The following is a 13,215-nucleotide window of genomic DNA, read 5'->3' on the forward strand; positions in this document are numbered from 1 at the left end:
TTGTTTCAGGCTTAGTTGAATGGAGTTTTGACAAAATAAAATCTATGGTTGAAGGTTATGGCTTTTCTATGATTGAAAAACATCAAAGCAATGAGTGGATTACAGCTATATTTAACAGATAATAAAAGAAGTTTCACATTTAAGAAAACTCTTTAATTTTTAAGTAGCTTATGTTTCCATAAAAGAATGTCTTAAAATTTCTAAGACATTCTTTTCTTCTTTTTATTATTAACTTTTTTCCCACTACTTCTACTCTCAGCCTTTGCCCTTCTTTTTGCTATTTCCCTTTCACGTTCTTCTAACTTTCTTTTTTCTATCCTATCAGAAGTTTTTACAAGAGCAAGAGATGAAAAAAACCAAACAACTCCTAATATGACAGCAGCTACAGCTGAAGTTATAAAACTTTCTTTATTGGGAATGCCTTTATATGTTACATTGTAAGTATGTGAAGTTGAAAATACAAGAAAAGCAAATATAATACTAAAAACGACTCCATTTAATTTACTCACCCTAACGGCATTTATATACTTATCTATTAATTTAATCATATTCCATTCTCCCCTTTGAAAACTTATACATAATATTTATTATAGCATTTTATTCCAAATACAACAATTACTTATATACCATTTGGCAAATAAAAAAACACCAGGAATTAACCTAGTGTTCAAAACAAATTATACGAGATAAGCCGTAAGCGGGGTCCTGTATTAAGCAATCATCTATCTAGGTCTATCGTTACCAATAGACTCAAGCGACACACCCAGAGGCGGAGCGGGCAACTCCTTAAATGCCTCTCTATTCGGTCTTGCTCCAAGTGGGGTTTACATAGCCGTGAAGTCGCCATCACGCTGGTGAGCTCTTACCTCGCCTTTCCACCCTTACCTACATTAAGTAGGCGGTATATCTCTGTTGCACTATCCTTCAAGTCGCCTTGACTGGACGTTATCCAGCACCCTGCCCTGTGGAGCCCCGACTTTCCTCTCCTAGCTCAAAGGCTAGCAGCGATTGCCTGTCTTACTCGCAAGACTTATGATAACACATAACCAAATACATTACAACAACAAATTTTGTTAAGGTACAAATATAAATAATAGAACCAGCAAAACTATAACAATTAACCCATATAAACCCACCCCACATAGTAGCAATGTTGCCAACAAAGCAGCTAAAATTATACATTTAAATGGACTTATTATGGCAAAAATAGGCCATCTTAAGAATTTTTTAAATCCTTTATTAAATGAATTCTCACAATTATCTCTTAAATTACTAAAAGGATTTCTATACCTCTTACTAATATTAATCCCCCCATTTATATCGCTTATTAATTTCATACTACTATAATATTCATAGCTTTTATAAAATTGCTAATATTTGCCATATATTATTGCTTTATGTTTACTTTACATATATACTTAAAATAGTTATACAGCAGTAAACAGGGGGGATTTTCATGAAAAAAATTTTACTACTACTAACACTAATTTTAACCTTTTCATTATTTGGATGTAATTTATTTGGTAATAAATCGGAACCAACTTATCCTCAAGTGGATGATAGCGCAAAACTAGATTTCAGCAAACTACAAGATCTAGGTTTGCAAAAAGATGACATCAAGTTAAATATTAATGGAAAAACTATAGAATTATCCACTCCAATTTATTTAGATAAAAACAGATATTATTTTTGTCTAAATGATTTAGTCGACAAACTTTCTGGAAGCTTAGAAAGAGAAGAAAAAGAATTAAAAATTAATCTTCTTGATAAATCCTTTAATATAAACTTGTCACAAAACACCTTTTCATTAAATTCAAATAACTATAAACTAAAAAAAGAATTAATTTCTCAAGACAAATTCTATTACATTTGCTTTTCTGATATCTCAAATATATTAAATATGTATACAAGATGGGATATCCAAAGCAAAACTATATTCTGCAAAACTGATGGATATACTGAAGATAATATAATTCCATACAAAAGCAAAATAGACCAAGTTGGATTTTTAAGGTTAGAAGATATAGATTTAACAACTCTTCCTTATGACAAAGATTTTCTAGATAAAATAAGAATTATAGGAAACTATCTCTATAAGAAAAATATTCCGTATCATATAGCATGGATTCCGAGGTTCGTTTCTCCTCCTAACCATATTGATATCGACCCAATGACAAGAAATGACTTTCAAAATGCAGAAATGATATTTACTTTAGATTATTTTACAATGCATAATGGATTAATAGGATTGCATGGATATACTCATCAAGCAGGAAATGAAGAATCTGCCTTAGGTGTTGAATTTGGCCACAAACAACCTTCAACAGATAACTTTAGAGAGAAAATAAAAAAGGCAATAGATACTGCAAAGCATTTAGATATTCCAATAGATTTCTTTGAGACACCACACTATCAAATTACACCAGAACAAAACAAAATAGCTGAAGAGTACTTTAAAATTTTATATTATCCTTTTGAAGATAAAGGCCGTAACGGAATAGATCTTACTAAACCACAACTAAGTCCTTACAATAAATCTTCATATTATATATCAACACCACTTGATTATATTCATGATAATAAAATTGAAAATTCCATTAATGTTATAAAAAATGCAGATATAAAGAAAATGGGAAGCCTTTTCTTCCATCCTCGATTAGATTTTTCATATATAACTTTATCTAATGACAATGGAATTCCAAGCTATACTTACAAAGATGATTCAGTCTTGAAAAGAGTTATAACAGCTTTAGAAAACAAGGGATTTAAGATGTCCAAAGTAACAGATATAAAATAAAAATAAGCCATAAAGATAAAAAATATCTTTATGGCTTATTTTTTATAGAAAACTATATGGATCTTTACTAACTTTAGAAGATATAAATTTAACATCATTAAATTTACTTTTTAACTTTTTCATAACATCTAAAAAAACAATCCATTCTGTTGAAAAATGTCCCGGATCTAATATAGTAACACCAAGCTCTTTGTAATCTAAAGCAAAATGATAAGAAGTATCTCCTGTAACTATACAATCAGCTCCCAACGCTAGAGCTTTACCAAAGAAATCTTGCCCACTTCCATTTATTATAGCTATTCTTTTAATACTTTTATTTGCTATTACACCTCTCATATTTTCGATATTTAAGGATTCTTTAATCTTTTTAATAAAAACTTCTACTGAAAGCTCTTCATTTAATTCTATAAATCTTCCTATTCCTGAATCCTCATATCCCTTTATTGAACTCTTTTCAATTAACGTGCTATGGCTAAACCCTAACATCTTCACTATCTTTTCATTTATTCCACCTTTTGCAGAATCTAAATTTGTATGACTTGAATATAGTGAAATATCACTTTTAATCAACTCTATTACCTTCCATCCTTGTAGGTCTTCCCTCACAATTCTATTCGGTTTCTTAAAGAATAATGGATGGTGAGTAATGATTAAATCTATCTGATTTTCTTTAGCCTCATTAATGACTTCTTTTGTACAATCCAAAGCCAAAAGCACTTTTTTAACTAACTTTTCTTCTTCCCCAACCATAAGTCCTATATTATCATAACTTTCTTTTAAAAATGGAGGAGCTATAATTTCCATCTCTTTAATTATATCTCTAACTTTTGTAGTCATTATTCTGAAACCTCCAACTTAAATCTTTGAATATAATCTAATTTATCACTTATCTCATCTTTTCTCTTTTTAGCTGACTCACTATCATCTTTGATAAATCTTAGTATCTTTTCATACTTTTCTTTCTTACTCTCTAAATAAGAATTCATTAGTTTATGTTTCTCCCTTAATAAAATTGGAGAAATCTCATAAAAAATAGGGTTTAATTCTGTAAGCCCTACTGAATTAGATTTTTTAACCTTAAACAACTCATAATATATCCCTTCATCTAAGCACAAATCTTCTGCCAATATTTCATATCCATTAGTATACAAATATTCTCTAAGAACTTCTGGGTTTTGAGCTGGTTGAAGTATCATAAATTTATAAGATAATAGCTTGTTTTTATCTTTTTCAAGTATATCTCTAATTAAATTTCCACCCATTCCTGCAATAACCACAGAATCTACTTCTCCTTTTTTAACAGTCTCTAATCCTCCACCAAATCTAACCTCTACTTTATCTTCTACATTCTCTAAAACTACATTAAGCTTAGCTTTTTTTACCGGATCCTTATTTATATCTGATGCTATTGCCCTCTCACATAGACCCTTTTTAACTGCATAAATAGGAATATATCCATGATCAGTCCCAACATCTATAATACTATTGCACTTATCTATATAATCAGCTATAAACATAAGTCTCTTACTTAATTCCATAAACACATAACTCCCCTTAGTATTAAAAAACATCTGTCATAAAACAGATGTTTTTATATATTAATCTAAATAATCTTTAAGTTTTTTACTTCTTGATGGATGTCTAAGTTTTCTTAAAGCTTTAGCTTCAATCTGTCTTATTCTTTCCCTAGTAACATTAAACTCTTTACCTACTTCTTCTAGAGTTCTTGCTCTTCCATCATCAAGCCCAAATCTAAGCCTTAAAACTTTTTCTTCTCTTGGAGTTAATGTATCCAATACATTAATTAATTGTTCCTTAAGCATAGTAAAGGCCGCTGCTTCAGCTGGTGCTGGTGCTTCATCATCAGGAATAAAATCTCCTAAATGGCTGTCTTCTTCTTCCCCTATTGGAGTTTCTAATGATACAGGCTCTTGAGCAATTTTTTGTATTTCTCTAACCTTTTCAACTGGTAAATCCATAACCTTTGATATTTCTTCTGGGAAAGGATCTCTTCCTAACTCCTGTAGTAACTGTCTTTGCACTCTAATAAGCTTATTTATTGTTTCAACCATATGAACTGGAATTCTAATAGTTCTCGCTTGGTCAGCAATAGCCCTTGTTATCGCTTGCCTAATCCACCAAGTAGCATATGTTGAAAATTTAAACCCTTTTCTATAATCAAACTTCTCTACTGCTTTTATAAGTCCTAAATTTCCTTCTTGTATTAAATCTAGGAACAGCATTCCTCTACCCACATATCTCTTTGCTATACTTACCACAAGTCTAAGATTCGCTTCTGCCAACTTCTTCTTAGCCTTCAAATCTCCATCTTCAATTCTTTCAGCAAGTTCTATTTCTTCCTCAGATGTTAGTAGTGGAACCTTCCCTATTTCCTTTAAGTACATTCTTACAGGATCATCTATAGCAATTCCTTCTGGAACAGATAAATCTATTTCTTCTTCTTCTTCCTCTTCTGCTCCATTTAAATCTCCGATGACCTCTATTCCCATTGATTCTAGCACCTCGTAGATTTTTTCAATTTGTTCAGTACCTAGTTCTATGTTCTCTATTTCATCCATTATTTCTTTATATGTTAAAGTGCCGCTCTTTTTACCTTTTTCAATTAAACTTTTTACTACGGACATCTTTGCATTCTTATCTTTATTACCATTATCTTTACTTGATGCCTTTGTCTTTGTTTCTTCTGCCATTTAATTGTTACCTCCTTTCGCTATGACCATTAGAACACCTCCGTACCTTTAACTCCTCTGTTAACTTTTTAAGTTCAACAGCAAGTTTTATTGATTCTTCAATCATACCCTTTTGTTCCAATTTCTTTTGCTCTTTTTTAAGACTTTCAATCCTCTCTTGTAGCTTAAATGATTTCACTTTATTAATATAATCTTCTATTAATTTTTCTGTATCTTGAGCTTCTAAAACCTCAATTTCTTTAATTTTTACCCATTCTTTTGAAGATTCAATATCATCACAACTATTTTCGACATAGGATAAAAGATTTTCAACTTTTTCTTCTCTTCCTCTACATAAAAAAGAAAATATCTTTTTATGGGCTTCTAAATTAAAATCTTCTATAGATAGAGTTTTAATTATAACCTCATAATATTCATCCTTAAACATTAACTTAATCAAAGATTTCTCTGCTTTTATATAACCTGGCTCTACATATAATTTTGTTCCAATTTCTTCCTTTTTATTCATAAAAGGCTCTTCTTTTATGTTTTTAGCCATTCTTAACAAATCATACAAAGATTGTTCTTTTAATCCTGTATCCTCTGATATTTTTTTTATGTATACGTCTTTCTCAACCGGATTCAAGTCAGCTAAAATATCAGTAACTCTCTCCCCATAAATAATAAGTGATTGTTCATCCTTAAAATTAATTCCTTCTTCCGCCCTCTTTAGCCTATAATTTATTAAAGGAACAGCATTATCAATTAATTTTAAAAATGCAGCTTTACCATTGGATCTGATAAATTCATCTGGATCTTTTCCTTTAGGAATAATAAGAACTCTAACATCAAACCCAGCGTCTCTCAAAATTTCAAGTCCTCTAAGAGTTGCTGTTTGCCCTGCCACATCTGCGTCATAAGAAATAATAACCTTATCAGCATATCTTTTTAACAGTCTTGCTTGGTTTACCGTTAAAGCAGTTCCTAAGGATGCAACTACGTTTGTAATTCCATATTGATGAAGGGATATGCAATCCATATATCCTTCTACAATTACAAAATATCTATCTTCCATTTTACTTTTAATGGCAAGATTTAATCCATATAAATTAGTACCCTTCTGAAAAACTAAAGTTTCTGGTGAATTTAAATATTTAGGTTTTGAATCATCTAAAACTCTTCCGCCAAACCCAATTACTCTCCCTTTTATATCAAAGACGGGAAATATGACTCTATTCCTAAACCTATCATAAATTGTATTCTTTTTTTCATTTCTTATAACCAAACCAGCTTCAAGCATTAACTCATCCTTGATTCCAATTCGTTTTAAATGATAGATTAAATTACTCCAGCTATCCTTAGCGTATCCTAATCCAAATTTTCTTATTGTAGATTCCTGAATTCCTCTATTTAAAAAATATTCTTTTGCTTTTTTATTAGCCATTAAATTATTAAAGAAAAACCTACCTGTTTCAACATTTACTTTAAACAGGAAATCTTTTTTTCTTGAAATATTGCTAGGCTCTCCATTACCTAAATCTAGAGGAACATTAACCCTTTCAGCTAAGAGCTTTATTGCTTCAATAAAGTTTAAGTTTCTTTGTTTCATTACAAAAGTAATGACATTTCCAGCTTCTCCACAAGAAAAGCATTTATATATCTGCTTATCCTGCGATACAGAGAATGAAGGAGACTTATCATTATGAAACGGACAAAGTCCCATGTAATTTCTTCCTGTTCTCTTAAGCTTAACTGATTCAGAAACTATATCTACAATATCATTTTCTTGTTTAACTTTTTCAATAATATCTTCTGAAATACGCAAGGAGTATTCTCCCTCCTTACAAAAAAATTTTTCACCAATTTTATATTATTCGACATGCTAGTTTAAAATCCTTCTTCAAATTAAATGATTTTTATTTCTACTCTATTATTTTCTCACATTCAAGGGTAAATTATTCTATAATTTAATATATTACCAATTTTGGTACATATACTTTATTGAATAAATTCAAGCAATAATCATCACTCATTCCTGCTATGTAATCTGATACTCCACGTTCTCTACTTTCTACATTAGCAATATCAAAATAAAGTTTAGGCATCTGCTCTGGATATTTCATAAAATATTTTATTAATTGTTCTAAAACAAATTTTGCCTTCTTTCTTTCTTCTTTTAACTCATCACTTAAATAGACATTTTTGAACATAAAAGTTCTAAGTTCTCTCATTGCTTCCCCAATTTCTGAACTTAAACCAACTTCACGAATTCCATTATCTAAATTTTTTTTCGATGTTTTTATTAAATCCGATACTAAAGTATTTATTCTATCCGAATGAGAATGACCAAGCACATTACAAAGTTCCCTAGGTAAAATTTCTTCACTTAACAAACCAGCCCTTACAGAATCATCTATATCATGATTAATATATGCAATCTTATCACTATATTGAACTATTCTTCCCTCTAATGTTCTTGCACCTTTATTGTTACTACTAAGACCGCTGTGATTAAGTATTCCATCTATTACTTCTTCAGTAAGGTTAAGACCATTACCTTCCTTCTCTAATTTCGTTACAACTCTTACACTTTGTTCATTGTGTCTAAATCCTTGAGGCAAAAATTCATTTAAAACTTCTTCTCCATTATGTGCAAATGCAACATGCCCCAAATCATGCCCTAACGAAATAGCTTCTACAAGTGTTTCATTTAATCCAATTCCAACAGCTATAGTTCTTGCTACTTGGCTAACTTCTAACGTATGAGTTAATCTAGTTCTATAATGGTCTCCAAAGGTTTTTATATAAACTTGTGTTTTGTGTTTAAGCCTTCTGAAGGATTTTGAGTGAATTATTCTATCTCTATCAATCATATAACAGGTTCTAAAATTATCCACTTCTTCATCTATCTCTCTACCATTAGTCTGAGATGAAAAAGCAGCCTCTTTTATTAATGTCAACCTCTCAGAGCTTTCAATTTTTTCCCTTACGTTCATATATCATCACCTCTTTTTTATTATTCTATACTTATCTCCTAAATCCTTTATTTATTGCATGTAAATATTATTTGCATAAACATTAATTTTATATCTAAAAATATTAAAATTTTGAAAATCTCTATAGTATATTTAAGGAATTAAATTAATATCATAGTAATGAGTAATCTTTAAGGAGAATCAAATGAGTAGTATAGTGTGTAACCCAGACAAATCAGTCTTCTATGAAGAAAATATTTTAAAAAACATTTTACCATACTTTAATATCTTCGAAGCAAATGTTTCTATGGTAAAATTCAAAGATACTGATAAGCAAAGAGCAGTCTATAGAATAGATTTCAACTCCCATTCATACTGTCTAAAAAAAGTTTACTTTCCAGAGGAAGAACTTTTATACGTTTATTCTTCATTAGAATGGCTTTATAGAAATGACTTGAATGTTCCTAAACTTCTGCCCTCTTCTAATAATGGTAGATTTGCAGAGTATAATGATATGCTTTTCATACTTACTCCTTGGATTGAGGGTATAAAATGTAATTTTGATAAATTCAACGATGTAATTTCTTCTTCAATAGAACTAGCAAAACTACATAAATGTTCCCAGAACTTTACCCCTATTTACGGTAGCATAATCCGAACTGGATTTGATAATATATATATTTCAAATTCAAAACACTTTGAACAACTTCTACAAATCTCAAATTTGGCTTTTAAAATCCAAGACTCATTTTCGAAAAAATTTATTGATGATTTTGATGTTAACTTAGAATTATGTAAGATATCATTAGAACTCTCTTCAAATATAAATTCAAAAGATTTATCCATATCTTTATGTCACGGTGATTATGTAAATAAAAATATCATTTTTTCATCTGATAAAAAATTATGGATAATAGATTTTGACAAATGCAGATTAGACTATTGTGCTCATGATCTTTCTTACTTTATGAGAAGACTTTTAAAAAGAGAAAATACTAACTGGAACATCGACATAGCTATGTCAATTCTTAAAGCATATAACACTTATAAACCATTAACTAAGTCGGATCTAAAGTATATAATATCTTATATTGCATTTCCACAAAAGTATTGGAAAATATCTAGAGATTATTATAAAAACATAAATAAATGTAGCAAAACATCTTTCCAAACCTTAATTAATAAAGCAAGTGCTAGAAATGAAAATCAACTTAATTTTATTAATTATATTACTAATAGATTGTCTAAAAACAATTGGACTCTAGGAAATTAAATAAAAATTCCTGCAATATATGATTTATTGCAGGAATTTTTTATTTATCTCTTATTTTTTACTTGTGCTTGAGCTGCTGCAAGTCTTGCTAAAGGAACTCTAAATGGTGAGCATGATACATAATCGAGTCCAACATTATGACAGAATTCAACTGATGATGGATCCCCTCCATGTTCTCCACATATTCCTAAATGAATATTAGGTCTAGTTGCTCTTCCTTTTTCAGCTGCTAATTTAACTAACTCTCCAACACCTGTTTGATCTAACTTAGCAAATGGATCTTGTTCATAAATTTTCTTTTCATAATATGCTCCTAAGAATTTAGCCGCATCATCTCTTGAGAAGCCAAAAGTCATTTGAGTTAAGTCATTTGTTCCAAATGAGAAGAACTCAGCTTCCTTAGCAATTTCATCTGCTGTAAGTGCTGCTCTTGGTATTTCAATCATAGTACCAACATGATATTCTAAATTAACACCTTTTTCTTTCATTACTTCTTCAGCAGTTTTAACTACAACATCCTTAACATATTTTAATTCCTTAATCTCGCCTACTAATGGAATCATTATTTCAGGAATTACATTATATCCTTTTGAATTTCTAACTTCTATGGCAGCTTCTATTACAGCTCTGGTTTGCATTTCAGCTATCTCTGGATAAGATACAGCCAATCTACATCCTCTATGACCCATCATAGGATTAAATTCATGCAATCCTTCAACTGTAGCCTTTAAATCAGCAAATTCCAATCCCATCTCCTTAGCTAAAGCTTCTATATCTTCATCACTATGAGGTACAAACTCATGTAGAGGTGGATCTAAAAATCTAATTGTTGCTGGTTTTCCTTCTAAAGCTTCATAAATTTCTATAAAGTCTTGTCTTTGCATTGGAAGTATTTTATCTAACGCTTTTCTTCTTTCCTCTTCATTCTTGGAAACTATCATTTCCCTAACAGCCATTATTCTATCTTCAGCAAAGAACATATGCTCTGTTCTACATAATCCTATACCTTCAGCTCCAAATTCAACTGCTTGCTTTGTATCTCTTGGAGTATCTGCATTTGTTCTAACTTTTAACTTTCTAATTTCATCTGCCCACCCCATAAATGTAGCAAAGTGCCCTGATATTTCAGGTGAAACTGTTTTAACTTTTTCTACATACACGTTACCAGTTGAACCATCAATTGAAATATAATCATTTTCTCCGTAAGTCTTACCCCCTACAGTTAATGTTCTTTTAACCTCATCTACCTTAAGGTCTCCGCAACCTGCAACACAGCAAGTTCCCATTCCTCTAGCAACAACAGCAGCATGTGAAGTCATCCCACCTCTTACAGTTAAGATACCTTCTGCGGCTATCATCCCCTCAATGTCTTCAGGTGAAGTTTCAAGCCTTACTAAAACTACCTGTTCACCTTTTTCAGCTCTTTCTTTAGACTCCTCTGCTGTGAATGCTATTTTACCACAAGCAGCTCCTGGTGATGCAGGAAGTCCTTTTGCTGCTGGTACTGCTTTTTTAAGTTCTTCTTGATCAAAAGCAGGATGCAATAATGAGTCTAATTGCTTAGGTTCAACCTTTAGTATTGCTTCTTCCTTAGAAAGCATTTTTTCATCAACTAAATCTACAGCTATTTTTAAAGCAGCCTGAGCTGTTCTTTTACCATTTCTAGTTTGAAGGAAATATAGCTTACCTTCTTCTATAGTTATTTCCATGTCTTGCATATCTTTATAATGAGTCTCTAATGTATTTATAATATCAGTTAATTGTTTATATATAACTGGATCTTGCTCTTCTAATTGTGAAATTGGTTGTGGAGTTCTAATACCTGCAACAACATCTTCTCCTTGTGCATTCATTAAATATTCTCCATATATTTTCTTTTCTCCAGTTGCTGGATTTCTTGAGAATATAACTCCTGTTCCTGATGTTTCACCCTTATTACCAAATACCATCTGTTGTACATTTACAGCTGTTCCCCATTCTCCTGGTATATCATTAAGTCTTCTATACACTATTGCTCTTGGATTATCCCATGATCTAAATACAGCTGTAATAGATTCAACTAATTGAACCTTTGGATCTTGTGGGAATTCTTCTCCCTTTTCATTCTTATAAATCTTCTTAAACTCACCTACTAGCACCTTTAAATCTTCTGCTGTAAGTTCAGTATCAAATTCTACCCCTTTATTTTCCTTCATCGCATCTATTCTATTTTCAAACAACCTCTTTTCAATGCCCATAACAACATCTGAAAACATTTGAATGAATCTTCTGTATGAGTCATATGCAAATCTTGGGTTGTTTGTAAGTTTAGCCATAGCTTCCACAGCTTCATCATTTAGCCCTAGATTTAAAATTGTATCCATCATACCTGGCATTGATACTCTTGCTCCTGATCTTACTGATACAAGTAAAGGGTTTGTAGTACTACCAAATTCCTTTCCTGATAACTTTTCAAGTTCTTTAACACTTGTTGTTATTTGTTCCATAACATCAGATGATATCTTTTTACCATCTTCATAATACTTATTACATGCTTCTGTAGTAACAGTAAATCCTGTTGGAACTGGAATTCCTAGGTTAGTCATTTCTGCTAAATTTGCTCCCTTACCTCCTAGTAAATTTCTCATGCTTGCATTTCCTTCACTAAAAAGGTAAACGTACTTTCTCTCCATCTCAATACTCCTCCGTTCAATACAAATTAGATATATACTAACAGAACTATTGCGCTCCGGTAGTTGCACCTTATGTTACTCGCTCTTACCCATTTTCACGAATAACCTTGTGATATTGGTTTTTGAAACCTTCCCTATAATTTTATATTGATCCTTTTCCCCATCTAACTTCAGGGTTTCAACTATTGGTATACTGTCAATCTCATGTTCTATAATTTTTTTTGCCATCTCATATGCACTATCTTCTGAATTTCCACATATTATATTAGGCATTCTTGTCATAATTATTCCTACTGGAACTTTATGAATATCAGTACCACCAATTGAAATTTTCAAAAAATCTTTTCTAGATACAGCTCCTACTAAAAAACCATTATTCTCAACAAAAACAGTCCCGACATCATTTAAAAACAAGTATACGATTGCATCATAAACCATAGTGTTTTCGCTGATAATAGATGGTTTTGACATTATTTCAGATACCTTTATATCATTGATATAATCAAAAAGCATGCTGCTTTTAGGCTTGTCAGAATAAACATATCCTACTTTGGGCCTTGCATCTAATATTCCTATCATAGTAAGAATAGCTAAATCTGCTCTTAGCGCAGCTCTAGTAACCCCCAATTTTTCAGCTAAAGCTTCACTTGTGACAGGCTGTCCTTCCTTAACTAACTTTATTATCTCTTCTTGCCTATCTGACAATTTCATACAATCCCTCTTTTCAGAGAAAATTTGGGAATATAAAAACTAAATTGTTTTAATTTCTCACTACAGTATAATTATACCACTTTATACCTTTTTGACT

11 protein-coding genes and 1 other RNA gene are annotated in these 13,215 nt (G+C 31.0%); 2 read left to right on the forward strand and 10 right to left on the reverse strand.

All coding sequences use genetic code 11. The annotated features are described in order from the left end of the window. Window positions 1–200: 200 nt before the first annotated feature. The 3 genes from FAY47_RS01720 to FAY47_RS20585 form a co-directional block, all read right to left on the reverse strand. The gene (locus FAY47_RS01720; RefSeq protein ID WP_143314668.1) at window positions 201–548 is read right to left on the reverse strand and encodes a hypothetical protein; all 348 of its coding nucleotides are present in this window, start codon (window positions 546–548) and stop codon (window positions 201–203) included. Between the two features lie 130 nt (window positions 549–678). After that, window positions 679–1,024: RNase P RNA component class A (gene rnpB / locus FAY47_RS01725), an RNA gene on the reverse strand. Between the two features lie 49 nt (window positions 1,025–1,073). Continuing rightward, window positions 1,074–1,337: a hypothetical protein gene (locus FAY47_RS20585; RefSeq protein WP_143314669.1), complete on the reverse strand. Its 264-nt coding sequence runs from the start codon at window positions 1,335–1,337 to the stop codon at window positions 1,074–1,076. A gap of 119 nt (window positions 1,338–1,456) precedes the next feature. Between FAY47_RS20585 and FAY47_RS01735 the strand changes: the two genes are divergently transcribed. Next, the gene (locus FAY47_RS01735; protein WP_143314670.1) at window positions 1,457–2,797 is read left to right on the forward strand and encodes a DUF2334 domain-containing protein; all 1,341 of its coding nucleotides are present in this window, start codon (window positions 1,457–1,459) and stop codon (window positions 2,795–2,797) included. 42 nt (window positions 2,798–2,839) lie between these two features. Here the strand turns inward: FAY47_RS01735 and FAY47_RS01740 are convergent, their stop codons facing one another. From FAY47_RS01740 to FAY47_RS01760, 5 genes are all read right to left on the reverse strand, one after another. Further along, on the reverse strand, window positions 2,840–3,634 hold the full coding sequence (locus tag FAY47_RS01740; RefSeq protein WP_143314671.1) for a Nif3-like dinuclear metal center hexameric protein: 795 nt from the start codon (window positions 3,632–3,634) through the stop codon (window positions 2,840–2,842). Continuing rightward, a complete protein-coding gene (locus FAY47_RS01745; protein ID WP_143314672.1) occupies window positions 3,634–4,335 on the reverse strand; it encodes a class I SAM-dependent methyltransferase in 702 nt (233 codons plus the stop codon). Before FAY47_RS01745 ends, FAY47_RS01740 begins: the two co-directional genes overlap by 1 nt. Window positions 4,336–4,395: 60 nt before the next feature. Continuing rightward, a complete protein-coding gene (gene rpoD, locus FAY47_RS01750) occupies window positions 4,396–5,508 on the reverse strand; it encodes an RNA polymerase sigma factor RpoD (protein ID WP_143314673.1) in 1,113 nt (370 codons plus the stop codon). Window positions 5,509–5,515: 7 nt separating this feature from the next. Further along, window positions 5,516–7,312, reverse strand: a complete 1,797-nt coding sequence (gene dnaG, locus FAY47_RS01755) for a DNA primase (protein WP_143314674.1) — start codon at window positions 7,310–7,312, stop codon at window positions 5,516–5,518. Between the two features lie 142 nt (window positions 7,313–7,454). After that, window positions 7,455–8,483 (reverse strand): deoxyguanosinetriphosphate triphosphohydrolase, encoded by a 1,029-nt coding sequence (locus FAY47_RS01760; RefSeq protein ID WP_143314675.1) that lies wholly within the window; start codon window positions 8,481–8,483, stop codon window positions 7,455–7,457. 184 nt (window positions 8,484–8,667) lie between these two features. Here FAY47_RS01760 and FAY47_RS01765 point away from each other — a divergent pair, with 184 nt between their 5' ends. After that, the gene (locus FAY47_RS01765) at window positions 8,668–9,735 is read left to right on the forward strand and encodes a CotS family spore coat protein (protein ID WP_143314676.1); all 1,068 of its coding nucleotides are present in this window, start codon (window positions 8,668–8,670) and stop codon (window positions 9,733–9,735) included. A gap of 44 nt (window positions 9,736–9,779) precedes the next feature. On the opposite strand, the gene ppdK is transcribed toward FAY47_RS01765, so the two are convergent. Both ppdK and FAY47_RS01775 read right to left on the reverse strand, forming a co-directional pair. Beyond that, window positions 9,780–12,407 (reverse strand): pyruvate, phosphate dikinase, encoded by a 2,628-nt coding sequence (ppdK, locus tag FAY47_RS01770; RefSeq protein WP_143314677.1) that lies wholly within the window; start codon window positions 12,405–12,407, stop codon window positions 9,780–9,782. A gap of 75 nt (window positions 12,408–12,482) precedes the next feature. After that, the gene (locus FAY47_RS01775) at window positions 12,483–13,118 is read right to left on the reverse strand and encodes a helix-turn-helix transcriptional regulator (protein ID WP_143314678.1); all 636 of its coding nucleotides are present in this window, start codon (window positions 13,116–13,118) and stop codon (window positions 12,483–12,485) included. Window positions 13,119–13,215 lie beyond the last annotated feature (97 nt).

Source organism: Clostridium sp. HBUAS56017 (assembly GCF_007115085.1).
Classification (GTDB): Bacteria; Bacillota; Clostridia; order Clostridiales; family Clostridiaceae; genus Clostridium; species Clostridium cibarium.

Bases quoted from the DNA above. Each gene is read 5' to 3' on its own strand.
- FAY47_RS01720 (WP_143314668.1), bottom strand. From the start codon at position 548: ATGATTAAATTAATAGATAAGTATATAAATGCCGTTAGGGTGAGTAAA.
- FAY47_RS20585 (WP_143314669.1), bottom strand. From the start codon at position 1,337: ATGAAATTAATAAGCGATATAAATGGGGGGATTAATATTAGTAAGAGG.
- FAY47_RS01735 (WP_143314670.1), top strand. From the start codon at position 1,457: ATGAAAAAAATTTTACTACTACTAACACTAATTTTAACCTTTTCATTA.
- FAY47_RS01740 (WP_143314671.1), bottom strand. From the start codon at position 3,634: ATGACTACAAAAGTTAGAGATATAATTAAAGAGATGGAAATTATAGCT.
- FAY47_RS01745 (WP_143314672.1), bottom strand. From the start codon at position 4,335: ATGGAATTAAGTAAGAGACTTATGTTTATAGCTGATTATATAGATAAG.
- rpoD (WP_143314673.1), bottom strand. From the start codon at position 5,508: ATGGCAGAAGAAACAAAGACAAAGGCATCAAGTAAAGATAATGGTAAT.
- FAY47_RS01760 (WP_143314675.1), bottom strand. From the start codon at position 8,483: ATGAACGTAAGGGAAAAAATTGAAAGCTCTGAGAGGTTGACATTAATA.
- FAY47_RS01765 (WP_143314676.1), top strand. From the start codon at position 8,668: ATGAGTAGTATAGTGTGTAACCCAGACAAATCAGTCTTCTATGAAGAA.
- ppdK (WP_143314677.1), bottom strand. From the start codon at position 12,407: ATGGAGAGAAAGTACGTTTACCTTTTTAGTGAAGGAAATGCAAGCATG.
- FAY47_RS01775 (WP_143314678.1), bottom strand. From the start codon at position 13,118: ATGAAATTGTCAGATAGGCAAGAAGAGATAATAAAGTTAGTTAAGGAA.